Source organism: Achromobacter sp. GQ309, assembly GCF_059759315.1.
Genome location: NZ_JCAXDP010000005.1, coordinates 39,030 through 62,266, shown reverse-complemented (window position 1 = coordinate 62,266; position 23,237 = coordinate 39,030). Strand labels below are relative to the sequence as shown.

General features: G+C 66.1%; 20 protein-coding genes. 15 read left to right on the top strand and 5 right to left on the bottom strand.

Annotated features, from left to right (window positions below; translation table 11 throughout):
* Window positions 1-74: 74 nt before the first annotated feature.
* From AC6CIE_RS16580 to AC6CIE_RS16560, 5 genes are all read left to right on the top strand, one after another.
* Window positions 75-644, top strand: coding sequence for a sigma-70 family RNA polymerase sigma factor (locus tag AC6CIE_RS16580; RefSeq protein WP_498092931.1), 570 nt, complete (start codon window positions 75-77; stop codon window positions 642-644).
* Window positions 641-1,366, top strand: coding sequence for an anti-sigma factor (locus AC6CIE_RS16575; protein WP_498092929.1), 726 nt, complete (start codon window positions 641-643; stop codon window positions 1,364-1,366). The genes AC6CIE_RS16580 and AC6CIE_RS16575 overlap by 4 nt, the downstream gene beginning before the upstream one ends.
* 151 nt (window positions 1,367-1,517) lie before the next feature.
* A complete protein-coding gene (locus tag AC6CIE_RS16570; RefSeq protein WP_239211903.1) occupies window positions 1,518-2,126 on the top strand; it encodes a lipocalin family protein in 609 nt (202 codons plus the stop codon).
* Window positions 2,127-2,142: 16 nt separating this feature from the next.
* Complete coding sequence (locus AC6CIE_RS16565; RefSeq protein ID WP_498092927.1) at window positions 2,143-3,693, top strand: cryptochrome/photolyase family protein; 1,551 nt, start codon at window positions 2,143-2,145, stop codon at window positions 3,691-3,693.
* A 130-nt stretch (window positions 3,694-3,823) separates the two neighbouring features.
* Window positions 3,824-5,047: a benzoate/H(+) symporter BenE family transporter gene (locus tag AC6CIE_RS16560; protein ID WP_175184585.1), complete on the top strand. Its 1,224-nt coding sequence runs from the start codon at window positions 3,824-3,826 to the stop codon at window positions 5,045-5,047.
* Here the strand turns inward: AC6CIE_RS16560 and pdxR are convergent.
* The gene (gene pdxR, locus AC6CIE_RS16555; protein WP_498093389.1) at window positions 5,036-6,532 is read right to left on the bottom strand and encodes a MocR-like pyridoxine biosynthesis transcription factor PdxR; all 1,497 of its coding nucleotides are present in this window, start codon (window positions 6,530-6,532) and stop codon (window positions 5,036-5,038) included. The genes AC6CIE_RS16560 and pdxR overlap by 12 nt on opposite strands.
* Window positions 6,533-6,684: 152 nt before the next feature.
* Here pdxR and AC6CIE_RS16550 point away from each other — a divergent pair, with 152 nt between their 5' ends.
* The 7 genes from AC6CIE_RS16550 (at window position 6,685) to AC6CIE_RS16520 (ending at window position 14,892) form a co-directional block, all read left to right on the top strand.
* A complete protein-coding gene (locus tag AC6CIE_RS16550) occupies window positions 6,685-8,973 on the top strand; it encodes a molybdopterin-dependent oxidoreductase (protein ID WP_498092925.1) in 2,289 nt (762 codons plus the stop codon).
* 117 nt (window positions 8,974-9,090) lie between these two features.
* Window positions 9,091-10,569 (top strand): ABC transporter substrate-binding protein, encoded by a 1,479-nt coding sequence (locus tag AC6CIE_RS16545; RefSeq protein WP_498092923.1) that lies wholly within the window; start codon window positions 9,091-9,093, stop codon window positions 10,567-10,569.
* Window positions 10,556-11,503, top strand: coding sequence for an ABC transporter permease (locus AC6CIE_RS16540; protein WP_254594196.1), 948 nt, complete (start codon window positions 10,556-10,558; stop codon window positions 11,501-11,503). The genes AC6CIE_RS16545 and AC6CIE_RS16540 overlap by 14 nt, the downstream gene beginning before the upstream one ends.
* Complete coding sequence (locus AC6CIE_RS16535) at window positions 11,500-12,429, top strand: ABC transporter permease (protein WP_175184589.1); 930 nt, start codon at window positions 11,500-11,502, stop codon at window positions 12,427-12,429. The genes AC6CIE_RS16540 and AC6CIE_RS16535 overlap by 4 nt, the downstream gene beginning before the upstream one ends.
* A complete protein-coding gene (locus AC6CIE_RS16530; RefSeq protein WP_498092921.1) occupies window positions 12,426-13,415 on the top strand; it encodes an ABC transporter ATP-binding protein in 990 nt (329 codons plus the stop codon). Before AC6CIE_RS16535 ends, AC6CIE_RS16530 begins: the two co-directional genes overlap by 4 nt.
* Complete coding sequence (locus AC6CIE_RS16525) at window positions 13,412-14,407, top strand: ABC transporter ATP-binding protein (RefSeq protein ID WP_218342943.1); 996 nt, start codon at window positions 13,412-13,414, stop codon at window positions 14,405-14,407. The genes AC6CIE_RS16530 and AC6CIE_RS16525 overlap by 4 nt, the downstream gene beginning before the upstream one ends.
* Before the next feature lie 17 nt (window positions 14,408-14,424).
* Window positions 14,425-14,892 (top strand): YybH family protein, encoded by a 468-nt coding sequence (locus AC6CIE_RS16520; protein ID WP_175122611.1) that lies wholly within the window; start codon window positions 14,425-14,427, stop codon window positions 14,890-14,892.
* A gap of 90 nt (window positions 14,893-14,982) precedes the next feature.
* On the opposite strand, the gene AC6CIE_RS16515 is transcribed toward AC6CIE_RS16520, so the two are convergent.
* On the bottom strand, window positions 14,983-15,930 hold the full coding sequence (locus tag AC6CIE_RS16515; protein WP_498092919.1) for an alpha/beta hydrolase: 948 nt from the start codon (window positions 15,928-15,930) through the stop codon (window positions 14,983-14,985).
* Between the two features lie 247 nt (window positions 15,931-16,177).
* On the opposite strand from AC6CIE_RS16515, the gene AC6CIE_RS16510 reads away from it, so the two are divergent.
* Window positions 16,178-17,728, top strand: a complete 1,551-nt coding sequence (locus AC6CIE_RS16510) for a hypothetical protein (RefSeq protein ID WP_498092917.1) — start codon at window positions 16,178-16,180, stop codon at window positions 17,726-17,728.
* Window positions 17,729-17,754: 26 nt separating this feature from the next.
* Here AC6CIE_RS16510 and AC6CIE_RS16505 read toward each other — a convergent pair whose 3' ends face one another.
* Both AC6CIE_RS16505 and AC6CIE_RS16500 read right to left on the bottom strand, forming a co-directional pair.
* Complete coding sequence (locus AC6CIE_RS16505) at window positions 17,755-18,738, bottom strand: Bug family tripartite tricarboxylate transporter substrate binding protein (RefSeq protein WP_175122599.1); 984 nt, start codon at window positions 18,736-18,738, stop codon at window positions 17,755-17,757.
* A gap of 206 nt (window positions 18,739-18,944) precedes the next feature.
* A complete protein-coding gene (locus AC6CIE_RS16500) occupies window positions 18,945-19,775 on the bottom strand; it encodes an AraC family transcriptional regulator (protein ID WP_498092915.1) in 831 nt (276 codons plus the stop codon).
* 97 nt (window positions 19,776-19,872) lie between these two features.
* Between AC6CIE_RS16500 and AC6CIE_RS16495 the strand changes: the two genes are divergently transcribed.
* Complete coding sequence (locus tag AC6CIE_RS16495) at window positions 19,873-21,102, top strand: MFS transporter (protein WP_498093387.1); 1,230 nt, start codon at window positions 19,873-19,875, stop codon at window positions 21,100-21,102.
* A 75-nt stretch (window positions 21,103-21,177) separates the two neighbouring features.
* Here AC6CIE_RS16495 and AC6CIE_RS16490 read toward each other — a convergent pair whose 3' ends face one another.
* Window positions 21,178-22,068, bottom strand: coding sequence for a LysR family transcriptional regulator (locus AC6CIE_RS16490; protein ID WP_498092913.1), 891 nt, complete (start codon window positions 22,066-22,068; stop codon window positions 21,178-21,180).
* A gap of 150 nt (window positions 22,069-22,218) precedes the next feature.
* Here AC6CIE_RS16490 and AC6CIE_RS16485 point away from each other — a divergent pair, with 150 nt between their 5' ends.
* Entirely contained in the window at window positions 22,219-23,223 is a 1,005-nt protein-coding gene (locus AC6CIE_RS16485; RefSeq protein WP_498092911.1) for a tripartite tricarboxylate transporter substrate-binding protein, read from the top strand.
* Window positions 23,224-23,237: the final 14 nt, after the last annotated feature.

Below are 23,237 nucleotides of genomic sequence, written 5' to 3'. Positions count from 1 at the left end.
GTAACATGCCTGGATCCGCCGCCGCCCGGGGCTTGTCAGCCCGGTCCGTGCCCACCCCTTCCTGCTCTGCGCGCATGCCGAACCGACCTGATCCGGACTTCGATTACACCGCGGCCCTCGAGCAGTGCGCCGCGGGACGCCGCTCGGCGCTGGAGGCCCTGTACCGCCAAGAAGGCCCCCGTCTGCTGGGCGTCGCGCAGCGCATCATGCGAGACCGCGCCCGGGCGGAAGACATCGTGCACGACGCCTTCGTCAATATCTGGAGTCGGGCAGGCAGCTTCGACGCCACGCGCGGTTCGGCCCGCGGCTGGATCTACAGCATCGCGCGCAACCTGGCGCTGAACGCCGTGCGCGACGGCCGCCACGAAACCGCCGTCGACGACGACACCGCCGCCGCGCTGGATGCTCGCGACGCAATGGACGCCTGGCACGACACGCGCGACGCCTTCGACTGGCGCGACAGCGCCGGCCGCATCGGCCCGTGCCTCGAACAACTGGAACCCGTGCGCCGCAACTGCGTGCTGCATGCCTACGTGGAAGGCCTGTCGCACAGTGAAATCGCGCAGCGCCTGGGCGCGCCGCTGGGCACCGTCAAAGCCTGGATCAAGCGCAGCCTGAAAGCGCTGAAGGAATGCCTGGCATGAGCGCCCCGTCCCCTTCCCCCGACAACCTGGATGAACTGGCCGGCGAATACGTGCTGGGCACCTTGTCCGCCGCACGCCGGCGCGACGTCAACGCCCGCCTGCCGCACGATGCCGCGCTGCGCGCCGCCGTCGACCGCTGGGAAGAACGCCTGCTGCCGCTCAGCAGCCTGGCCGAGCCGATCGAGCCGTCGCCGGGCCTGTGGCCTCGCATTGCGGACACGCTGAATCGTCAACGCGCGGCCCCGCAAGCCGCGCACCCGGCGCGCCCGGGTTGGTGGGACAGCCTGTTCTTCTGGCGCGGTGCGGCCGCCAGCGGCCTGGCTGCCGCCCTGGTGCTGGCCGGCACGCTGGCGCTGCGGCCCGCGCCCGCGCCGGGTCCCGTGCAGTACATGGTGGTGCTGGTCGCGCCCCAGTCGCAAACGCCGGGCTGGGTCGTGCAGGCCAGTGCCGGTCAGCGCGACGTGCAACTGGTGCCGATCGCGGCCATGCAGGTGCCGGCCGATCGTGCGCTGGAATTCTGGACCAAGGCCGACGGCTGGGCCGGTCCGGTCTCGCTGGGCCTGATCAAACCGGGCGAGCCGGTGCGCATCCCGCTGGACAAGCTGCCGCCGCTGGAACCGAATCAGTTGTTTGAGCTGACGCTGGAACCGGCCACCGGGTCGCCCACCGGCAAGCCGACCGGTCCGATCCAGTTCATCGGCCGCGCGGTAAAGGTGATGTAGCGCCGGCGCGCCTGAATCGGCGCCGGCCCAGGCACCGGACCTGAAGCCGGCGCGAAGCCCATGAATTGTTTCCTTTCTTTCCGAACTGGAACCAAGGGCGCAGACCCCCGCAAATATAATTTCCGAGATTCAAATTCAGCGGAGGTTTTTCATGCGCCATGCAGAAGCCGGTCGTCGTTTCATCCACCCGTTGCGGCGCGTCGCCCCGTGGCTGGCCTTGGGACTGTTGGGTTTGACGTTGTATGGCTGTGCCGCGACGACGCCGCCCAAAGGCGTGACACCCGTTGGCTCCTTCGACGTGCATCGTTATGAAGGACGCTGGTTCGAAATCGCGCGGCTGGACCACAGCTTCGAACGCGGCATGACAGACGTCACCGCCCACTACACGCTGCAAGACGACGGCACCGTGCGCGTCATCAACCGCGGGTTCGACCCGGCCAAGGGTTCGCAAGGCGATTGGCGTTCGGCGCAGGGGCGAGCCCGCTTCACGGGTGACCCGTCGGTGGCATCGCTGAAAGTGTCGTTCTTCGGCCCCTTCTATGGCGGCTACCATGTGGCCGCATTGGACCCGGATTACCGCTGGGCCCTGGTCGTCGGCCCGGATCGCAGCTACGCCTGGATTCTCGCGCGTGACAAGACGCTGGGCCGCAATACGCGCGACGACATCCTGCGCCGCGCCAAGGCGTTGGGCCTGGATACCGACGCATTCATCTGGGTCAGCCAGGATCGCGAACAGCCGCCACTTGAACCGGCCTCCTGATGCAAAGCCGCGCGCCATGACATCCGAGCGCGCGAGGGCGCACACCCTGCGCCTGATTCTCGGCGACCAGTTGAACCCGTTGCACAGCTGGTTCGCCCGGACCGACCCGAACGTCGTGTATGTGCTGACGGAAGTGCGTCAAGAGACGGACTACGTGCTGCACCACGCGCAAAAAATCCTGGCGATATTCGCCGCCATGCGCGATTTCGCGCGGCATCTGCGCGAGGCGGGACATCGCGTGCGGTATGTCGCCATCGACAATCCCAGCAACCGGCAGAACATCACCCAGAATCTGGCAGCGTTGATGGCCCACTATGGCGCCCGAGAACTGGACTACCAGCAGCCCGATGAGTGGCGCGTCAGCGAAGTCCTTGGCGCCTGGAGTGCGTCGCAAGCATTCTCTGTCCGGGAAGCCGACAGCGAGCACTTCTACACGACGCGTGACGAGGTGGCCAAGTTCTTCGCCCCACGCAAGAACTGGCCCATGGAGACGTTTTACCGTCATATGCGCCAGCGCCATGGCGTACTCGTGGACGAATCGGGCGCGCCCGCGGGCGGCCGATGGAACTTTGACCACGACAACCGCAAGTCCTGGCCTGGAACGCCGCCGCTGCCGCCGGACGCGCGGCCCGAGCATGACCATCGCGCGTTGTGGGAAACGGTGTGTCAGGCAGGCGTGCGAAGCTTTGGAAATCCGCAAGCCGATCACTTCCGCTGGCCGTTGAATCGCACGCAGGCGTTAGCGTGGCTGGATCATTTCATCCAGCACACCTTGCCCAACTTCGGGGCTTACGAAGACGCCATGAGCGCGGGCAATCCGCGCCTGTTTCACTCGCAGTTGTCATTCGCCCTGAACACCAAGATGCTGCACCCAGACGAGCTGGTGCGGCAGGCGCAGGCCGCCTACGAAACGGGGCGCGCGCCCTTGGCAGCGGTCGAGGGCTTCATCCGGCAGATCCTGGGATGGCGCGAATATGTGCGTGGCGTGTATTGGGCGCACATGCCGGGTTACGAGACGCGCAACGCCTTGGCGCACACACGCCCGCTGCCGACGTGGTTCTGGACCGGAAAGACCACCATGCGCTGCATGCGCGACGCCATCGGCAATTCGCTGGACAACGCCTACGCGCACCATATCCAACGCCTGATGGTTATCGGCAACTTCGCGCTGTTGGCCGGTCTGGACCCTGCCGAAGTGCACCGTTGGTATCTGGGCGTGTACATCGATGCGTTCGAATGGGTCGAACTGCCCAACACGGTTGGCATGAGCCAGTTTGCCGACGGTGGTCTGCTGGGCACGAAACCCTATGCCGGCAGTGCGTCATACATCGACCGGATGAGCGATTACTGCCGTGGATGCTCGTACGACAGGAAACAGAAGACGGGCGAGCGCGCCTGTCCGTTCAACGCGCTGTACTGGGATTTCTTTGCTCGCCATCAACCGCAGCTCAAGGACAACCGGCGCCTGGCCATGGTGTACCAACGCTGGCGGGACATGCCCGAGGACGCGCAGACGGCGTTGCGTGAGCACGCGGCGCTGACGTTGACACGCCTGGACGAGCTTTAAGAAAGGTTCCACTTCAGAAGCGGTCTGCCCGCCCGGCGGGATGTGGCAGGTATCAACCTGCCGCGCCCCCCATAGACTCCCCGTTCAAGTCCGGCCCGCGGCCGGGCGCCCCTTGAATGCGGAGTGATTCATGACAGCACCTCGGGCGGGTATCCGACTCGCCGACTTCCTTTCCCCCACCGTCGCGGCCCTGATATCGGTGTTGGTGAACTATGGCGGCACCTTTGTCCTGGTGTTTCAGGCGGCAGAGCTGGCCCGCTTGACGCCGGCGCAGACCACCTCCTGGGTATGGGCGGTATCCATTGGGGTGGGCGTGACCGGCGCGCTGCTCAGTTGGCGCTACAAGGCGCCCATCATTACGGCGTGGTCCACGCCCGGCGCCGCGTTCCTTGCCACGGTCATGCCGTTCACGCCTTATCAGGAAGTCATCGGCGCGTACATGTTGTCGGCGCTGGGTTTCATCGTGCTGGGACTGTCGGGTGCATTCGAAAAGCTTGTGCGCAGGATCCCGGCTGGCATCGCCGCTGGACTGCTGGCGGGCATCCTGCTGCAGTTTGGCGTCAATGCCTTTGGCGGCGCCAGCGCCGACCCCCTGCTGGTGATCGTGCTGGTGGTGTCCTACGCGCTGCTCAAGCGCTTCTCCTCGCGCTTCGCCGTGATCGGCATCCTGGCCATCGGCCTCGCATTGCTCATCGCGCAGGGCCGGATCGACTTCTCGGCGGTCCATCTGCGCCTGGCGGCGCCCGTGTTCGAAATGCCCGGCTTCTCGCTGCAGGCCGCGCTGGGCGTTGCCCTGCCCCTTTTCATCATCACCCTCACCGGTCAATACATGCCCGGCATGCTGGTGCTGCGCAACGATGGCTACCGGACCAGCGCGAATCCGATCCTGACCGTGACGGGACTGGGCTCGCTCGTGATGGCGCCTTTCGGGGCACACGCATTCAATGTCGCGGCAATCACCGCCGCCATCTGCACCGGCAAGGACGCCCATGAAGATCCCGCCAAGCGTTACATCGCGGGTCTGGCCTGCGGCGCGTTCTACATCCTGGTCGGCACCTTCGGCGTTACGTTGGCGACACTGTTCATGGTGCTGCCCAAGGCATTCATCACCACACTGGCCGGCCTTGCCTTGCTTGGCGCGATTGGCGGCAGCCTGGCCAACGCCATGGCCGACGCGCGCACGCGTGAGACGGCGCTCATCACCTTTCTGGCCACCGCCGCGAACGTCACGATGCTAGGCGTGGGCGGCGCATTCTGGGGCCTGGTGGCCGGCCTGACCGCGCATCTGCTGATGCACGGCGGCCCTCAGGGACGGCACGCCATGCTGCCCAATCAAGGCCGGTCAAGCCCTTGACAGCGCGTTCTCCAGACGCAGCACGGCGTCCTCGATCTCGTAGGCCGTCAACGACGCATAGCCCAACAGCCAGCCCGGCTGCTTGTACGGGCCGGCATACAGCCGGCTGAGGCCGGGCAGGCGCAGGCCGGCGCGCTCTGCCAGAAGCAGGGTCCTTTCCTCGGACCAGCCCGGCTCGAGCAGGCACGGGATCTGCAGGCCGCCGGGGGGACGCACGGCCTGCACGACGTGGCCCAGCCGCTTGACCAGCGACGCCAGCAGAACCTCGCGGCGCCCCGCGTACAGCTTGCGCATCGCCCGCACGTGCGAATGGTAATGACCGTCTTCCATGAAGCGGGCCAGTGTCAATTGCAGTATCTGCGGCGTGTGTCCGTCCATGATGCTGCGCGCCCGTGAAAAGGCGTCGACCAGTTCGGGCGGCAGCGCCATGTATCCCATCCTCAGGCCGGGAAACAGCGTCTTGCTGAACGTACCCAGGTACAAGGTGCGCTGATGCCGGTCCAGACCCTGCACGCAAGCAGTCGGCAAACCGTCGTAATGGAATTCGCTGTCGTAGTCGTCCTCGATGATCCACTTGCCATGGTCGGCGGCCCAACCGATCAGCTCCAGCCTGCGTTCCAGCGACAACGTCACGCCCGTCGGATACTGGTGCGACGGGGTCACATACACGCAACTGGCGCCGCTGCGGTCCGCGCGCAGGAGGTCCATGCGTATGCCCTGCGCGTCGACGTCTATCGGCACGACCCGCGTTTCGGCGGCCTCGAACGACTTGCGGGCGCCAAAGTAACCGGGGTTCTCCATCAGGATGGGCTTGTCGGCGTCGGCCAGCAGTTGCGCGCACAGGAAGAGCGCTTGCCGGGTGCTGCTGAGCACCAGGACCTGCTCGGGCACGACTTTGGCGCCACGCTCCAGATTCAGATAGGCAGCGATGGCGCGGCGCAGCGGTTCAGCGCCCTGCGGTTCGCCATGCAGCAGCACGTGGCTGCGGCTGTCCTTCATGACTTGGCGCTGCAGGCGTTCCCAGACGCCAGTGGGAAACGTGCGCGTCTCGGGCAGCCCGGTTGCGAACGCCTTGACGACCTGCTGGTCTGACACGCCGCCGCTATCCAGGATCGCCCGCCCGCGCCGGCTCAGACCCGCACCCGGCTGCGCCGCGCCGGGCTTGCGCTCCAGCCTTGCCCGCTTGCGCGTCGCGCCCCGCAGTTCGATTCCCACCGTCTCGGACACATAGCTGCCCGAGCCCTCGCGACGGACGATGTAGCCATCGCGATGCAGTTGCACGTAGGCGTTTTCGACGGTGTCGCGCGACACGCCCAGCGACTTGGCCAAGCTGCGCGTCGCGGGCAGCTTGACCCGCGGTCCCAGCGCGCCGTCCAGGATCAGCGCGCGCAGCGCCCGCTGGATGCGCTGATGCAGATCCAACCGCTGGAGCGCCGCCTCGTTCATTTGAATCTTGAGCGTATCCAGCTGGAATGTCGTTGCCATACGGTTGTTGAACGGTCTGCTGATCGGCACGGAAATGGCCGATCCTGACCGGCCATTCTAAGTCACTGCCGGGCGATGCCCGCGAAGGTGATGCATCGGGCCTGCACCCGCCGCAGTATGATTTCGACGATCAAGCACTCTGAGTTTTCCGCATGGCACGTACGCGTCACCCCTCGCTCGCGCATTGGGGCGCCTTCACGGCAATTACCGAAGCCGGCCGCCTGGTCGGCTGCGAGCCTTTTGGGCCGGATCCGGCGCCCTCGCCCATGCTGGATTCCATTCCCGAGATGGTGCATTCGCCACTGCGCGTGCGCCGTCCCGCGGTGCGGCGCGGCTGGCTTGAAGGCCGCCGCGACCGCGAGGGCGACGACTACATCGAAATTTCCTGGGACCGCGCGCTCGACCTCGTGTCGGGCGAGCTGGCGCGCGTGCGCGCCAAGCATGGTGCGGCCGGAATATTTGGCGGCTCGTATGGCTGGTCCTCGGCCGGGCGGGTCCATCATGCGCGCAGCCTGATCCGGCGGTTCCTGTTCCTGGGCGGCGGCTGCGTCGATCAGATCGGCAATTACAGCTGGGGCGCGGCGCAGTTTCTGCTGCCGTATGTCATCGGCACCACCTCGCCCGTCAGCGGCGATGTGACCGATTGGGACAGCGTGCTGGAACACACCCGGGTGCTGATCGCGTTTGGCGGCATTCCGGTCAAGAACAGCCAGGTGACGTCGGGCGGCGCAGGTCTGCACAACCTGCCGGGATGGTTGGGCGAGGCCCAGCGGCGCGGCATCAAGCTGGTGGTGGTCAGCCCCACCCGGGCCGACATTCCCGCCGAAATGGCGGCCGAGTGGCTGCCGATACGGCCCAATACCGACACCGCGTTGATGCTGGGCATGGCGCATACCCTGCTGACCCAGGACCTTCACGACGAAGCATTTCTAGCCAGCCATTGCACCGGGTTCGCGCGCTGGGCCGCGTATTTGCGCGGCGATGCCGATGGCCAGCCCAAGGATGCGGCGTGGGCCGCGGCGATTACCGGCACTCCGTCGACCCGCATTGCGGCGCTGGCACGCGAGGCCGCGCAGCAGCGCAGCCTGTTGACGGCTGCGTGGGCCTTGCAGCGTGCGCAGCATGGCGAGCAGCCGTATTGGGCATTGATCGGACTGGCGGCCATGCTCGGCCAGATCGGCCTGCCCGGCGGCGGCTTTGCCTTTGGCCATGCCTCGTTGAACGGCGTCGGCCAGCCGCGCCGCCAGGTGCCGGGGCCGGAGATTCCCGTGCCCAAGAACCCGTCGGGCCTGGCGATTCCGGTCGCGCGCATCGCGGACATGCTGCTGGCGCCGGGCACGGAATACGAATTCAATGGTGGGCGCCATGTGTATCCGGACGTGAAGCTGATCTACTGGGCCGGCGGCAATCCCTTCCATCACCATCAGGACCAGAATCGCTTGCGGCAGGCCTGGAACAAGCCCGAGACGGTGATCGTGCACGAGTCCCTCTGGACACCGTTGGCACGGCGCGCCGATATCGTGCTGCCCGCCACGACGGCGCTCGAGCGCGAAGATGTGGGCGGGTCGTCGCGCGATCCTTACGTGTTCGCCATGCATCGCGCCGTGGAGCCGCAAGGCGAGGCACGAAACGATTTCGACATCTTCGCGGAACTCGCGCGCCGCGCCGGCTTTGGCGAGGCGTTCACCGCGGGGCGCGATGTGCCCGGCTGGTGCCGGCATGTCTATGACGGCATGCGGGCGGGATGCCAGGCGCGGGGCGTGGAACTGCCTGACTTCGACACCTTCTGGGCGCGCGGGCATGCCGAAGTGCCGCCGCCCGAAACGCCCTACGTGCTGTTTGAGCGCTTTCGGCAGGACCCAGCCGCCAACCCGCTGTACACAAAGTCCGGGCGGATCGAGCTGTATTCCGAAGCGGTGGCCGGTTATGGCTATGACGATTGCCCCGGGTATCCGGCCTGGCTGCCGCCGACCGAATGGCTGGGCGCGCCGGCCGCCGAGCAATGGCCGCTGCATCTGCTGACCAATCAACCGCGCACGCGGCTGCACAGCCAACTGGATCCCGCCAGCCTGTCGCGCGCCGGCAAGGTGTCCGGCCATGAGCCCATTGCGATCAACCCGCTGGATGCGGCCGAGCGCGGCATCAGCGAAGGCGATGTGCTGCGGGTGTTCAACGACCGTGGCGCCTGTCTGGCGGGTGCGGTGCTGGACGACGGACTGTCGCGCGGCGTCGTGATCATGGCGACGGGCGCCTGGTCGGATCCCGACGGCCCTCTGGACAGGCATGGCAATCCGAACGCACTCACCGCGGACATCGGAACCTCGCGGCTGACGCAGGGCCCCAGCGCCCAGACCGCCCTGGTGCAGGTGGAAAAGTATCTGGGCGAGCCGGTGCAGCATCGGGCCTGGGAACTGCCCGTGTTGCTGTCCGGGGCGGCGTAGCACCGCAACCCGCCCCGCGGCAGTCAAGTAATTCCGCGACATATCCTTAGAACGGCACGTTTGATTTTCTGACGGCAAACTTCGTTTTCCTTATTTACGATGGATCCGGAGTGCGCCATGCGCCTTAACCAGTTATTGGGTTTGCTGCTGTCTGCGTCGGTGCTGAGCGCCGCCCAGGCGGCTGATATCACGTTGGCGCTGGGCACCGAGCCCTCGACGCTGGATCCGCAGACGGCGCAGGACGGCTCCGAGCGCGCCGTGTCGCGCAACATCTTCGAAACCCTGCTGACCCGAACGCCCGCCGGCGAGCTGGTGCCGCAATTGGCGACGGCCCTGCCCCGTCAGGTCGACGCGACGACCTGGGAGGTCACGCTGCGTCCGGACCTCAAGTTCAGCGACGGCAAGCCCCTGGATGCCGCTGCCGTGGCCGCCAGCATCAACCGCATCGTCGACCCCAAGACCGCCTCGCGCCAGCGTCCGTTCTTTCTTGGCATCAAGCAGGCCGAGGCCGTGGACGCCGTGACCGTCAAGGTGCACACCAACGGCGCCGATCCGGCGCTGCCCGCGCGTCTGTCCTGGCTGACCATCGTGTCGCCAGCCGCGGCCGCCGATGGCAGCCTGAGCCAGAAGCCGGTGGGCAGCGGCCCCTATGTGCTGACGGAATGGTCCAAGGGCAATCGCATCGTCCTCACCAAGAACCCGAGTTACTGGAACCCCAAGGCCGTCGGCAATGTCGACCGCGCCACCTATCGCTTCGTCGCCGAACCCGGCACGCGCCTGTCTGGCCTGCGCGCCGGCGATTTCGACTTCATCACCAATCTGCTGCCGGAAGACACCAAGCGCGTGGCCAAGGCCGTGACGCTCAAGGGCACCGACCTGCCCTTTGTGTCGCTCAACGCCCTGAAAGGCCTGACGGCCGACGTGCGCGTGCGCCAGGCCTTGAACTACGCGGTAGACAAGGAAGCGCTGGCCAACGACCTCTATGGCGGCTACGCGTCTGTGTCGCACGGCCAATTGCTGGCGCCGGGCTGGTTTGGCTATGACGCCTCCATCAAGCCCTATCCGTACGATCCCAAGCGCGCGACCGAGCTGCTGAAAGCCGCCGGCGCCCATGGCAAAAGCATCGACCTCTACGCCCCCTCGGGCCGCTGGCTGAAAGACAAGGAACTGGCGGAAACCATTGCCGCCTACTGGGAGGCCGCGGGCCTGAAGGTCAACTTCCGTGTGCTGGCCTGGGCCGAATACCTGGACGCGCTGAACAAGAACCGCGTGCCGACCGAAGCGCAGATCAGCAGCAGCCATTCGAACCAGCTGCTGGACGCGGATCGCACGCTCAGCGCCTATTACGCCGAAGGCGGCGTCGCAGCCGCCAACGACAACGCCGAGCTGAAGAAGCTGATCGAAGACGCGCGCCAGGAAGCCGATCCCGCCAAGCGACAGGCTTTGTATTCCAAGGCGCTGCAGATCGGCCGCGATCAGGCCTATCTCGTCTTCCTGCTCGATGGCGGCGAGATTTTCGGTTTGTCCAAGCGGGTGGATTTCTCGCCGCGCGTCGACGGCCTGATTCCGCTCAAGGACTTCCGTGTCACCGACTGATCAGGGCGGGCGCGGCTTGCCGCGCTTTTTGCTGGGCCGCTTTCTGCAAGGCTTGCTGGTCGTGTTGGGCGTGACGACGATCGTGTTCGTCGTCACGCGGCTTATCGGCGACCCGGTGCAGGCCATGCTGCCGGTCGATGCCTCGGCCGAAGACCGCGCCGTGCTGGCGCGCGCCTTGGGTATGGATGGGCCGATCTGGCTGCAGTACCTGCACTATCTGCGCGACATCGCCAGCTTTCAGTTCGGCGACTCGCTCTGGCAACACCGGCCGGCCGTGGACATCGTGCTGGAACGCCTGTCGGGCACGCTCACCTTGTGCCTGGGCGCGCTGACCGTCGCCGTGCTGCTGGGCGTGCCGCTGGCCATTGCCGCTGCCCTGAAGCCCGGGCAATGGGCGGACCGCATTTCGGTGTTCCTAAGCTTGAGCGGTCTGTCCCTGCCGCAGTTCTGGCTGGGCTTGCTGCTGATCCTGCTGTTTGCCGTGACCTTGAACTGGCTGCCCTCATCGGGTTCGGACACCGCGGCCAGCGCCGTGCTGCCCATCATGACGCTAGCGCTGCCGGCCTTGGGCCGCATCGCCATGATGTTGCGCTCGGCGCTGATCGATGAACTCAATTCGCAATACGTGCGCACGGCGCGCGCCAAGGGATTGCGCTCGCGGCGCGTCGTGCTGGTGCATGCCTTGCGCAATGCCGCCGTGCCGACGGTCGCGCTGCTGGGCTGGGAATTCGCCGCCATGCTGGCCGGCCATACCGTCGTGGTCGAAACCGTGTTCGCCTGGCCGGGGCTGGGCCAGACGGCGGTGCAGGCCATCGAGCGCCAGGATCTGGTGCTGCTGCAGGCCGTGGTCTTCTTCATCGCCTTCCTGATCGTGATTCTGAATTTCTGCCTGGACATCGTGTACCGGGTGCTGGACCGGAGAATCGCGGTATGAGCACGCCTGTGTGGGAAGTGCCGGTGTCCGCACCGGCGGCACGTGGCTGGCGTGCCTTGTCGGATCGCCAGCGCGGCTGGATTCTGGCCGTGGTGCTGTTGCTGGCGCTGGCGGCCGTTGCCATCATCCTGCCGTGGCTGGCGCCTTATGACCCCGCCACGATCAAGCTGTCGGCACGCCTGCGTCCGCCGGCCTGGGAAGAACGCGGCAGCCTGGCGAATCTGCTGGGCACGGACAATCTGGGCCGCGATGTGCTGAGCCGGGTGCTGCACGGCGCGCGGCTGTCGATCTTCATCGGCGCCGCCGTGGTGGCGATCTCAGCCGGCGTGGGCGTGCTGGTGGGGCTGATTGCCGGTTTCGCCGGCGGGCGGGTGGACGCCGTGCTGATGCGCTGGGTCGATATCCATGTGGCCTTCCCCGGGCTGCTGCTGTCTTTGGTGATCCTCGTGATTCTGGGTCCCGGCCCGGGAACGGTGATTCTGGCCCTGGCCCTGAACGGCTGGATGGTCTACGCGCGGCAGATCCGCAGCGTGGTGCTGTCGGTGCGCCAGCTGCCCTATATCGAAAGCGCCGAAATGGCTGGCGCGCGGCCGGCGCGCATCCTGCTGCGCCATGTCCTGCCCAATCTGGCCGCGCCGCTGATCACCTTGATGGTGCTGGAGTTCGCGCGCGTCGTGCTGGCCGAGGCGGCCCTGTCGTTTCTGGGTGTCGGCGTGCAACCGCCGGGCGTATCGTGGGGCCTGGACGTGGCCAACGGCCGCAACTATCTGACCAGCGCGTGGTGGCTGGCGACCTTTCCGGGTCTATCCATCGCGCTGACCGTGTTGGGCGTCAACCTGGCGGCCAGCCGCCTGCGCCTGGCGCTGGACCCGCGGGAACGCGAAAAAGACTTTGCCCGCAAACTGCTTGCCAAGGAGGGGCGATGACAACGCAGCCTCTGTTGACCGTGCGTGACCTGAGCGTTGAGTTCCTGACCCGCCAGGGCAGTGTCAATGCGGTCGATCGCGTGTCCTTTGAACTGCATGCCGGCGAAACGCTGGCCTTGGTCGGCGAAAGCGGATCCGGCAAGAGCGCCTGCGCCTTGGCGTTGATGGGCTTGACCACCTTGCCCGGCCGGGTGGCTGGCGGCAGCGTGGTGTTTGACGGCCAGGATCTCCTGACCCTGCCGGAGCGCGCACTGGAAGACATCCGCGGCCGGCGCATCGCCATGGTGTTTCAAGATCCCATGAGCGCGCTGAATCCGCTCCTGACCATCGGCACACAGATCGATGAAGTGCTGGAGCGCCATACCGCGCTGGATGCCGCAGCGCGCCGTGCGCGCATCATCGGTCTGCTGGAGCAGGTCGGGATCCCCAAACCGGCCGAGCGCCTGGGGCGCCTGCCCCACGAGTTTTCCGGCGGCCAGGGGCAACGCATCCTGATCGCCATGGCGCTGGCCTGCGATCCGCAGATCCTGATTGCCGACGAGCCGACCACCGCGTTGGATGTCACGATCCAGGCGCAAATCCTGGAACTGTTGGCCGAATTGAAAGCCCGCCTGAAACTGGCGGTGCTGCTGGTGACGCACGATCTGGGCGTGGTGGCGCAAGTAGCCGACCGCGTGGCCGTGATGTATGCCGGCCGTCTGGTGGAGGTGGGCGATGCCGATGCCTTGTTCGAGCAGCCCGCCCATCCCTATACGGCGGGTCTGCTGCGCGCGACGCCGCGGCTGTCGGATAACCAGCCCCGCATGACGGCGATCGACGGCGTGCCGCCCGATCCGCGCGTGCGCCGCAGCTATTGCGACTTCGCGCCACGTTGCCCGGGCGCCGATGCGGCCTGCGCCGCCCGGCCGCCGTTGCAATCGCTATCGCCCGGACGTCTGGCCGCCTGTGTGCGGCCGTTTGCACCGGTCTGGAAGGAGCTGGCATGACGGCGCCCCTGTTGCAGGTAGAGGATTTGCGTGTGCATTACCCGGTGCGCTCGGCGGGCTGGTTCAGCCGGCCCATGACCGCGCGCGCGGTCGATGGGGTGTCGCTGGAACTGGCGCGCGGTGAAACATTGGGCCTGGTAGGCGAATCCGGTTCGGGCAAGACCACCTTGGGCCGCGCGGTCCTGCGCCGCACGCCGTTGACGTCGGGGTCCATCCGGTTTCAGGGGAAAGACATCAGCACCGCTGGCACCGCGCAATTGCGCGAGCTGCGGCGGCACATGCAGCTCGTGTTCCAGGACCCGACCACCAGCTTGAATCCGCGTCACACCGTGTTTGATGCGATCGCCGAACCCTTGATCGTGCATGGCTGGTCAGCCGGACGGCGTGCGCTCGAAGCGCGCGTAGCCCAGTTGATCACGCAGGTCGGCCTGCCGGCCGATACGGCCAAGCGCTATCCGCATGCATTCTCCGGCGGTCAGCGTCAGCGCGTCGGCATTGCCCGCGCGCTGGCGATCCAGCCCGAGTTGATCGTGGCCGATGAACCCGTGTCGGCGCTGGACGTGTCGGTGCGGGCGCAGATCATCAATCTGTTCCAGGACTTGCAGCAGGAGCTGGGCCTATCCTTCCTGCTGATCGCGCACGATCTGGCGGTGGTGCGGCATATCTCGCATCGCATCGCCATCATGTATGCCGGCCAGATCGTCGAGACCGGTCGGCGAGACGATGTCTATGACCGGCCGCTGCATCCCTATACGCGCGGGTTGCTGGCTGCCGTACCCGAACCGGAACGCCATCGCGATGGCCGTCGGACGTTTCCGGTGGCGCTGGGTGAACCGCCCAGCCCGATGTCCCCGCCGTCAGGCTGTCGGTATCACCCGCGTTGCCCCCTGGCGGTTGAACGTTGCCGCCAGGAAGCGCCGCCGCTGATGGCCATGGCGGGCGAACACAAAGTGGCTTGCTGGTTTCCCGGCGCCGCCCCGATTTCCTCGTAATTTTTCATGGAGAAACCATGTCTGTTAAAGCTCTGACCCCTGTCGATCCGGCTGACGCCGACGCGGTGCGCGCCTGGTTCAAGGAACTGTCCGACCATGTCCAAGCCGTGGATTACGCGGCGGCGCGCCATTTGTTCGCGGAAGACTTTGTCGCGTTCGGCACGTACACCAACTTCGTGCATGGCCGCGATCATGCCGAGAAAAACCAGTGGCGCAACGTGTGGTTCAGCATCGACAAGTTCCTGTGGCGTCTGGACGACGTGCAGACCTTTGTGTCGCCGGACCGCCTGTTTGCCGTCGGTGCGGCGGTGTGGGATTCGATCGGCTATCACCCGGACGGCAAGACCTTCGACCGCCTGGGCCGCGCCACCGTGTCGTTCGCGCGTGAAAACGTTGGCGATCCGTGGGTGGCGACGCACACGCACATGTCGCTGTTCCGCGATACGCCCAGCGTGTCTCACGGAAACAAGCCCGTTCGGAGTTGAGCGGGACCTCGCCCCGATTAGGATGCCACCCTCTTCGGCCTGATGCCGCGACGCTGTGGTCGTGGCATCAGGATCGGTCAACCAAGGCGCTCAGGCCAGCAGCAGACGCAACTGCCGCACCAGATCCGAGCGGGCCTCCTGCGCTTGAGGCAGGATGCGGGTCATGCTGATGAAGCTATGCGGCACGCCGGGGTAGATTTTCTGCCACGGCTGCGCGCCCGCCTCGCGCAACGCCTGCGCCAGGTCCTTGGTGTCGTCCAGCAAGGGATCGAGTTCGGCGGCTTGCAGAATGGCAGGGGGTAGACCCTGCACGCTGCCCAATAGCGGCGCAACGCCAGGGTCCTGCAATTGCGCTTCATCGGCCACATACTGGCGCCAGAACCAATCCAGCTTGTCGGTCGACAACCCAAAGCGGCCATCGCCCAGTTCCTGCTGCGCAGGCGTATCACGACGCGCCGACAGCATGCCGTAGATCAGCGCAATCGCGCGCAGCAGCGGCTCGCCCGCATCCCGCAGCCGTTGCGCCGCCGCCAGCGTCAGATTGCCGCCAGCAGACTCTCCGCCCAGGCTCAAGCGTCCGGCATCCAGGCCCAGCGATGCCGCATTGCCATGCAGCCAGCGCACCGCCCCCACCACCTGCTCCACCGCCACCGGGTATCGTGCTTCGGGCGCCAGCGCATACTCCAACCCGCCCGTCACGATACCGGCCTCATTGGCAATCTCGCGTTTCCAGCGATCCAATGTTTCCAGATCCCCGTGCGCGAACCCGCCGCCGTGCAGATGCAGATACAGCGGCAGCGCCTTGCCCTCCGAGCCCGCGGGATAGTAAAGCCGCAACGTCGCCGGCACCGGCAGATGATCCAGCCGATGCTCCACCAGCCGCCCGACCTCGGGCACGTCCCCAGCCAACCAGATCTGATAGCCGCGCGCCTGCCGGCGCACTTGATCCAGCGGGGTGGTCAGCACGTTGGGGGTGCCGACACCGGCTTCACGGCCCAAGGCCTGGGCGGCTTGTACTTCGGGTGACAGGGTGCTCATGATGCGTCCGATGCAATGAAGGAAGGCTGGCCGACGGCGGCGGCCAAAACCGCTCAGTATGGACACCCCGGCCTCAGGCGTCCAAATACGATTCAGACATATGCTTTTAACCTGCAGCGGAAGGCAGGTGTTCCCCCGAGCCTGCGATGGCGGCGCCTGCGCGACAGGGGCCAAGGTGCGCGATCCACGGGGACAGATCGCAACCGTATACTGCGCATTCTTTGAATGCCTATCGGAAGCCCCCCGCATGTCTTACACGCCCGGCGATATCTACGTGACGTTCAACCGCCGCCTGCAGGCCTACACCGCCTCGCAAATCACGCACGTGAAGGGTGACGGCGCGGACGCCGAGATCGCGGTGCTGAGCCTGGACTGGGTGGGCAGCGCGTTGCCCGGCGACGCCGACATCGCCGCGATGCGGCCGGCGCACTTCGACTTCTACTTCTGGCGCGACCGCGTGGACCATACGTGGATCAGCGGGCCGGTGCCCGCGCACGCCAAGCACGTGGGCTGGCGCGAGCCGCTCGTGACCGAGGAATCACGTTCGTATTCCGGCGGCTGGTCCAGTGGCGACATGCTCTACAACCAGCGCCGCTGGAACGCGATCGACGCCGGCGTCCGTGCGCGATTCAAAGCGGCCGCCCACGCGGATACGCCCGATAACACCGTAGTGCTGGAGCAACCGGGCCGCACGATCACGCGCGCCATGCGCGGCCTGGACAGCGCGGCGCTGCTCGCCGCGCCGTCGCTCGCGACGTTCGACGACATGCCCTTGCTGATCAAGCTGCACGTGGATGCGCCCGTGCCCGGGCTGATCGAATGGGCCCGCACGAAGCCGATTCTCAGCGAACTGGAATACGCCAGTTTCGGCGAGCCGGTCGTCGACCTGCGCGGCACCTCGTTCGGGCGGGTCGCGATTGACGTGACCGGCGTGCGCGAACTCTATTTGAATGACGGGCTGAACACGCTGTCGCTGCGCAGTGAAGTGCATCCCGACCTGGTCGTGCACGCCGAAGACGACGGCATGTGGTTGCGGCTGGAACGCGAAAACGCCATCTGGTCCGGCGCCGGATTGACGCGCCTTGGCGCGATCTCGCTGCGCGGCATGAAGACGCTGGACTGCGCCGAGGTCGCGCGTATCTTTCCGCACCTGCACTCGCTGTATGTATGGGGCGCCCCCGGCGTGGCCACCGGCATCGAGCATCTGGCGGCCTTGCGCGAGCTGGCGATGATCCTGATCAACGACGTGTTCCCGCCTGCCGAGAGCCGCCTGCCCGGGCCGGACGCCTGGCCCAAGCTGCAATCGCTCTGGCTCACGAGCATGCCCGCTGAGATCCTGGCGCAGGCCAAGAAGGACTACAAGAAAGCCGCAGCGGCAGGTCTGGATCTGGAAGTCAGCAAGCCCCGCAAGCCCGAATGGCTGGCCGCGAACCTGGACAATCCGTTTCGCGAATGGGACGGCAGCGAACACATCACGGCCGCCCAGGCCAAGAAAGCCGCCGCGTTGTACCGCAAGACCCGCGCCGACGCCCTGAAGGCCGCCGCGACCCACGCCGCGGATGCGCAAGCGCTGATGGCGACCCTGTCCGAGATCGTTCGGACATATACCGAAGGCTTCAACGCGCTCGACCGGCGCACCGGCTTCATCGAAACCGTGGAACGCGATCAGATCTACGTGGCGCTGATGGGCATCCTGGACGCCGTCCAGGCCAAGCTCATCGAGGACGCGGGTGAAGACGCGGCCGTGCTGGATCGCGATGCGCTGGATCGTGCGGTGGATGAGGTGCGGGACTTTTAAGTGCGGCACGCTCATCGTTGTGCGATCTACTGTTCCTTCAACCCCAACGATTTCATCAACGGCGCGAACAGCTTCTTCTCTTCCTGCACGCGCGCGGCATAATCGGCCGCGCTCAGCGGTATTGCTTCGGCGCCTGCATCCAGAAAGCGCTTCTGGATGTCCGGCCGCGCAAGCACCTTGTTGAGCTCAGCGTTCATGCGCTCGACCACATCATCTCGGGTGCCCGAGGCGGCATACACGCCGAACAGGCTGTCCGCGAAAACACCGTCGATGCCGACCTCGGAGAACGTTCGAATGTCGGGCGCCACGGCAGCGCGCTGCCGGCTTGCCACCGCCAACACTTTCAACTTGCCCGCTTGCACCATGGGAAAGACCGTCGCAGGGCCAAACGCGAAGTCGATCTGGCCCGCTGCCAGGTCTTGTATCGCCGGCGCCACGCCGCGATACGGCGCATGGGTAGCTTGCATGCCCGTCGCCTGCTTGAGCAGTTCGCCGGCCAGATGCGGCGTCGTGCCGTTGCCGGCCGAACCATAATTGAGCGGATCGGGCCGCTTGCGCGCGTATTCCACGAACTCCTCGAGCGTATTGACGCCGAGCGAGGACCGGACAAACAGGAACAATTGGCTGTTGGCCAGCAAGCCAACCGGCCGCAAATCCTGCTGCGGATCGAACGGCATGTTGGCGAACATCAGCGGGTTGACCGACTCGGTCGTCGAGGGATTGAGCAGGAAGGTGTGGTTGTCCTTTCCGTTGCGCGCCACCTCGGCGCCCGCCACGTTGCCGCCCGCACCGCCCCGATTCTCCACGATGACGGTCTGCTTGAAGGCCTCGGCCAAGTGCGGCTGCACGGTGCGCGCCAGTACATCGACCAGCCCGCCCGGTGCCAGTCCCACGACCAGGCGCACGGGTTTGGTGGGCCAGGCCTGAGACGGCGTCTGCGCATGGCTACCCGTTGTCCAGCCAGTCAGCGCCAGCATCATCACGGCCAGACAACGTCTACGCAGCAGCATGCGATTCTCCAGATGGGGCGTCACCCCGCAATGTCGCGCACGGTGCGTCACGTGCCGCACCACGGTGAGCCGCCTTCATGCCTTATCGGCGGCGGCCCTGCATCCGCCGCCCATTCTTCACAAAAGTTTAAGCATAAAGAATCCCGGAATAACCCTAATTCCCCGGGTAAAAGCGAGGCGCCTCGTGGTCCTGCTGTTCACTGAATTCAACCTTCTGAGCGGATGGGCGCAACGTCACGGTGTGGCGCCCGCGCTCGCATATACGCCATCGGGCTGCACTTCATCTCCGTCCGGAACGCAAAGATGAAAGACGACGTGGAACCATAGCCGAGTTCCAAAGCAGTCCCCGTTACGTCGAGACCACTTTCCAATAGCTCGATGGCTCTGAACAACTTCAGCCGGCGCCGCCAGTCGCGCAGCGTCAACCCGGTTTCCGCAAGGAATTTTCTGGCCAGCGTCCGCCCGGACATCCCCAATTCCCTGCCCCAATCTTCCGGGCTCCTTTGATCGGCCGGCCGGTTGTACAAGGCTTCGCAAATGGTCAATAGCGGGCGGCTCGCCGGCCACGCCAGCACCAATGAAATCGGGGTGGCACGGCACAGTTGGTCGAGCACCAACCGATACACCCGACCGAAGTATTCGTCTTCGTCCGAGCGCCCTTGAATTGCCGCCGCCTCAACGATCAACGCTTTCAACAGCGCAGACACGCCAAAGACTGCCACCCCGCCCTGGGAAAGCGTTCCCCCGGGATGGTCGGCGAGCCACAGGCTGCGGTACTCGGCGCCGAGAAAAGAACCGACGCTATGGACTGTCCCGGACGGAATCCAGGCGGCCTGGTTTGGGGAGATGGCGAAAGAATGGTCGTCTGCCGTGACCATGAGGACGCCAGAGACGGCGTATACGACCTGGTGCCATTCATGCGTATGCGCGGCAAAGTAATCCCGCGCGCCAATGGACTGCACCCTCATGGTCATTGGCGCCGGCGGCCGGAAGTCGGCGGGGGCCGTAATGGCTTTCCATTGCATGAGCGCGTTCATATGTCGCCGATTCTATATAACTTGGCAATCTGTCGATAGATCGCCTACGTAACTTTGCGTTGTAATGCGTCTGACCCGTCCCACACCGTTCACCGCAATGACACAAAGTAGCGCCTCCCCAGGGCATGATCGCCCCGCCGTTCTGCCCGAGGGCGTTCAACAAGGCAATATCTGGCGACTGACCACCGCCCAAGCCCTGGCGGGCGCGAATTCGGTGGTGGTCTATGCAACGGGCTCCATCGTCGGCAACATGCTTGCCCCGACGCCCATGCTCGCGACCCTGCCGATTTCCATCTTTGTCGTCGGCATGGCGACATGCACGCTGCCGATGGGCGCCGTCGCCAGGCGCCACGGCCGGCGTGCGGCATTTCTGCTGGGCACCGGAGCTGGCGTGCTCACCGGCCTGCTGGCGATGCTGGCGGTCATGATCGGAAGTTTCTGGCTGTTCAGCCTGGCCACGTTCTTCGGCGGTGTTTATGTGGCAGTGGTCCTGTCCTTCCGCTTCGCCGCCGCGGACGGCGTGGAGCCCAAGCGACGGGCGCGCGCGCTATCCCTGGTCATGGCGGGTGGCGTCGCCGCCGGGGTCGTCGGGCCACAACTCGTCACCTGGACGATGAACCTGTGGCCACCGCACATGTTTGCCGCCACGTTTCTGGCGCAAGCGGCGGTTGCAGCGATTTCCGCGTTCATTCTTCTCGGCGTCAGATTGCCCGCGCCCACTGCCGCGGAGGTCGCGGGCGGACGCCCGCTTTCCGAGATTGCGCTGCAACCGCGGTTCATCGCCGCAGTGATCGCTGGCGCGGTCTCTTACATGCTCATGAACTTCCTCATGACGGCCGCACCGCTGGCAATGCACATCTGCGGCCACTCGCAGGAGTCCGCCAACCTGGGACTGCAGTGGCATGTCATTGCCATGTACGCGCCCAGTTTCTTCACCGGCAGACTGATCTCCCGCTTTGGTGCGGGACGGATCGCAACCATGGGCCTCGTGTTGATTGGCGTGGCGGCTGCGGTAGGTCTCGGCGGTATCGACGTCATGCACTTCTGGTGGTCACTGATCCTGCTCGGCGTGGGATGGAACTTCGGGTTTCTGGGCGCGTCCGCGCTGGTGCTGGAATGCCATCGCCCCGAGGAGAAGACACGTGTCCAGTCCCTCAACGACTTCATCGTCTTCGGCCTGATGGCCATCGGCTCCTTCTCATCGGGGGGCTTGCTGTCGGCTTTCGGCTGGAACACGGTGCTGTGGGTGTCATTCATTCCGCTGGCGCTGTCCGTCGCCGCCCTTGGCGTCGCCATGCGGAGAAAGGCCGTCGCACTGAGCCGGTGAAGCCACATGCCACAAGCAATTCGCGCCTGACTGGCGCGAGCTGACATTCGAACGCGGCCCCCGGTTGACGCCCGCCTACTCGGCGGCGAGCGACAGCTCCTGCACCAATCCAGCCTCGAGCTGCCGCGCCACACGCCCCAGCCCGCGGTTCAGCGGCCACACGATGTCCAGGTCAAGCCCGCCTTCCACATCGACGGGCACGACACTCAGCCCGTGTCGCCGCGCATACAGGCCGCTCATGCTATCCAGGATGGCCACGCCCAGGCCGCGTTCCGCGAAGGCACAGGCGGCCGAGTACTGATTCACTTCGATCACCGGCAGAAACGGCAAGCGCTCCTGCTCGAACTGCCGCGCCGTCAGCGCCCCCACCTGCAAGTGCCGGCTGAGTGAGATGTACGGGATGTCCGCCAGGTCGGCCAATGCGAGACGGCGGCGATCCGCCAGCGCGTGGCCTGCCGGCATCACAGCCTGCAAGCTCAGCCGCGCCAGCGTGCGCTGGCCCACGTTCGGCAGCGCCGCCGAACCGATCACGATGCCGATATCGATGCGCTGATCGGCCGCCAACCCCGCCACGCCCAGCGTCATGTCCGTGCGCACGCTGACGCGCACACCGGGCTCGCGAGCCTGCAACCAAGCCATCGCGCCAGGCAGAATGCTCGCGCCCACCGCCGCCACCGCCCCGACGTCGAGCCGCGCATGCGCCCCGCCCCGCATGCTGGCCGCCACCCGTTCGGCGTTGTCCATCGCCGCCAAGGCATGGACGATCTCCGGCAGCAGCATGCGTGCCTCGGCGGTCAGCGCCAGCCGGCGCTTGTCGCGGCTGAACAGGGCAAAGCCCAGCTTGTCTTCCAACGACTTCAGCATCGCGCTCGCCGCCGGCTGCGACATACCGGTGGCGGCCGCCGCCAAGGTGACGGAGCCCGTGCGCCCCACCGCTTCGAAAAGCGCCATTTCGCGTTTGTTCATGTGAACCTCGGTGCTCATACACATTCATGTATGAAATGACTCAATTTATATATTTGACTATATCAACCGGCGCATCGGACACTGGCTCCAACATCACAACAGCCGGCGCGGCCTGGATGCGGCGCACGGCAATACAGCGAGGAGACACCGATGCAAACGAAACCTGGCGCACACCCACGCAGGCTGCTGGCTAACCTGTTCGCGCCGCTGCTGGGAAGCGCTTTGCTGGCTTGCGCAGCGCCCGCGCTGTCCGAGACCCCGGCGGGCGGCACGATCCGGATCGTCGTCGGTGCGCCGCCGGGTGGCGCGCCCGACACCGTGGCCCGCATCGTCGCGCAGCACATGCAGGTGGGCGGGCGCGCCGTGATGGTCGAAAACAAGAACGGCGCCGCCTCCATGATCGCGGCGGCCTACGTGGCCCGCGCGCGGCCCGATGGCAACACCCTGCTGCTCGCCAGCCAGACGACAGTCGCCGTCGCGCCCACGCTGCAGAACGTGACAACGTTCGACCCCATGAAGGACTTCACCGGCGTGGCGCTGGTGGGCAGTGCGCCGCAAGTGCTGCTGGCCGGGCCGAAGCTGCGCGCCAACTCCGTCCAGGAGCTCATCGCCCAGGCCAAGGCTGCGCCGGGCGAGATCGATTTCTGCTCGGGCGGCATCGGCACCTCGCCCTATATGGCGGCCGTGCTGTTTGCCCAGACGGCGGGCATCGAATTGCACAGCATCCCGTTTGCGGGCGAACAAGCCTGCATCACCGAAATGCTGGCGGGCCGGTTGCCGTTCATGTTCGCCAACGCCTCGACGGCCCTGCCCTACATGAAGGACCAGCGCCTGCGCGCCCTGGCCGTGACGAGCAAGGCGCGCGTTGACTTCGCGCCCCAGTTGCCGACCACGGCAGAGGCGGGCCTGAAGGATTATGAGGTCGCGACCTGGCTCGGCCTGCTTGCACCCGCCGCCACGCCCCCCGACGTCGTCAACGCGCTGAACGCGGAAGTGCGTCGTGTGCTTCGCCTGCCGGATGTGCGCGAGAAGCTGGAGGCGCAGGGTTACGCGCTTTCCGATGACAGCCCGGCGGCCTTCACCCGCTATTACCAGGCCGATCGCGACAAATGGGTGCGGCTGATCCAGACAGCCGGCATCAAGCAGAACCCCTGAGCGCGGCCGTGTTC

Excerpts from the sequence above, each read along its gene's own strand:
- AC6CIE_RS16580 (WP_498092931.1), top strand. The coding sequence starts at position 75 with ATGCCGAACCGACCTGATCCGGACTTCGATTACACCGCGGCCCTCGAG.
- AC6CIE_RS16575 (WP_498092929.1), top strand. The coding sequence starts at position 641 with ATGAGCGCCCCGTCCCCTTCCCCCGACAACCTGGATGAACTGGCCGGC.
- AC6CIE_RS16570 (WP_239211903.1), top strand. The coding sequence starts at position 1,518 with ATGCGCCATGCAGAAGCCGGTCGTCGTTTCATCCACCCGTTGCGGCGC.
- AC6CIE_RS16565 (WP_498092927.1), top strand. The coding sequence starts at position 2,143 with ATGACATCCGAGCGCGCGAGGGCGCACACCCTGCGCCTGATTCTCGGC.
- AC6CIE_RS16560 (WP_175184585.1), top strand. The coding sequence starts at position 3,824 with ATGACAGCACCTCGGGCGGGTATCCGACTCGCCGACTTCCTTTCCCCC.
- pdxR (WP_498093389.1), bottom strand. The coding sequence starts at position 6,532 with ATGGCAACGACATTCCAGCTGGATACGCTCAAGATTCAAATGAACGAG.
- AC6CIE_RS16550 (WP_498092925.1), top strand. The coding sequence starts at position 6,685 with ATGGCACGTACGCGTCACCCCTCGCTCGCGCATTGGGGCGCCTTCACG.
- AC6CIE_RS16545 (WP_498092923.1), top strand. The coding sequence starts at position 9,091 with ATGCGCCTTAACCAGTTATTGGGTTTGCTGCTGTCTGCGTCGGTGCTG.
- AC6CIE_RS16535 (WP_175184589.1), top strand. The coding sequence starts at position 11,500 with ATGAGCACGCCTGTGTGGGAAGTGCCGGTGTCCGCACCGGCGGCACGT.
- AC6CIE_RS16530 (WP_498092921.1), top strand. The coding sequence starts at position 12,426 with ATGACAACGCAGCCTCTGTTGACCGTGCGTGACCTGAGCGTTGAGTTC.
- AC6CIE_RS16525 (WP_218342943.1), top strand. The coding sequence starts at position 13,412 with ATGACGGCGCCCCTGTTGCAGGTAGAGGATTTGCGTGTGCATTACCCG.
- AC6CIE_RS16520 (WP_175122611.1), top strand. The coding sequence starts at position 14,425 with ATGTCTGTTAAAGCTCTGACCCCTGTCGATCCGGCTGACGCCGACGCG.
- AC6CIE_RS16515 (WP_498092919.1), bottom strand. The coding sequence starts at position 15,930 with ATGAGCACCCTGTCACCCGAAGTACAAGCCGCCCAGGCCTTGGGCCGT.
- AC6CIE_RS16510 (WP_498092917.1), top strand. The coding sequence starts at position 16,178 with ATGTCTTACACGCCCGGCGATATCTACGTGACGTTCAACCGCCGCCTG.
- AC6CIE_RS16505 (WP_175122599.1), bottom strand. The coding sequence starts at position 18,738 with ATGCTGCTGCGTAGACGTTGTCTGGCCGTGATGATGCTGGCGCTGACT.
- AC6CIE_RS16500 (WP_498092915.1), bottom strand. The coding sequence starts at position 19,775 with ATGAACGCGCTCATGCAATGGAAAGCCATTACGGCCCCCGCCGACTTC.
- AC6CIE_RS16495 (WP_498093387.1), top strand. The coding sequence starts at position 19,873 with ATGACACAAAGTAGCGCCTCCCCAGGGCATGATCGCCCCGCCGTTCTG.
- AC6CIE_RS16490 (WP_498092913.1), bottom strand. The coding sequence starts at position 22,068 with ATGAACAAACGCGAAATGGCGCTTTTCGAAGCGGTGGGGCGCACGGGC.
- AC6CIE_RS16485 (WP_498092911.1), top strand. The coding sequence starts at position 22,219 with ATGCAAACGAAACCTGGCGCACACCCACGCAGGCTGCTGGCTAACCTG.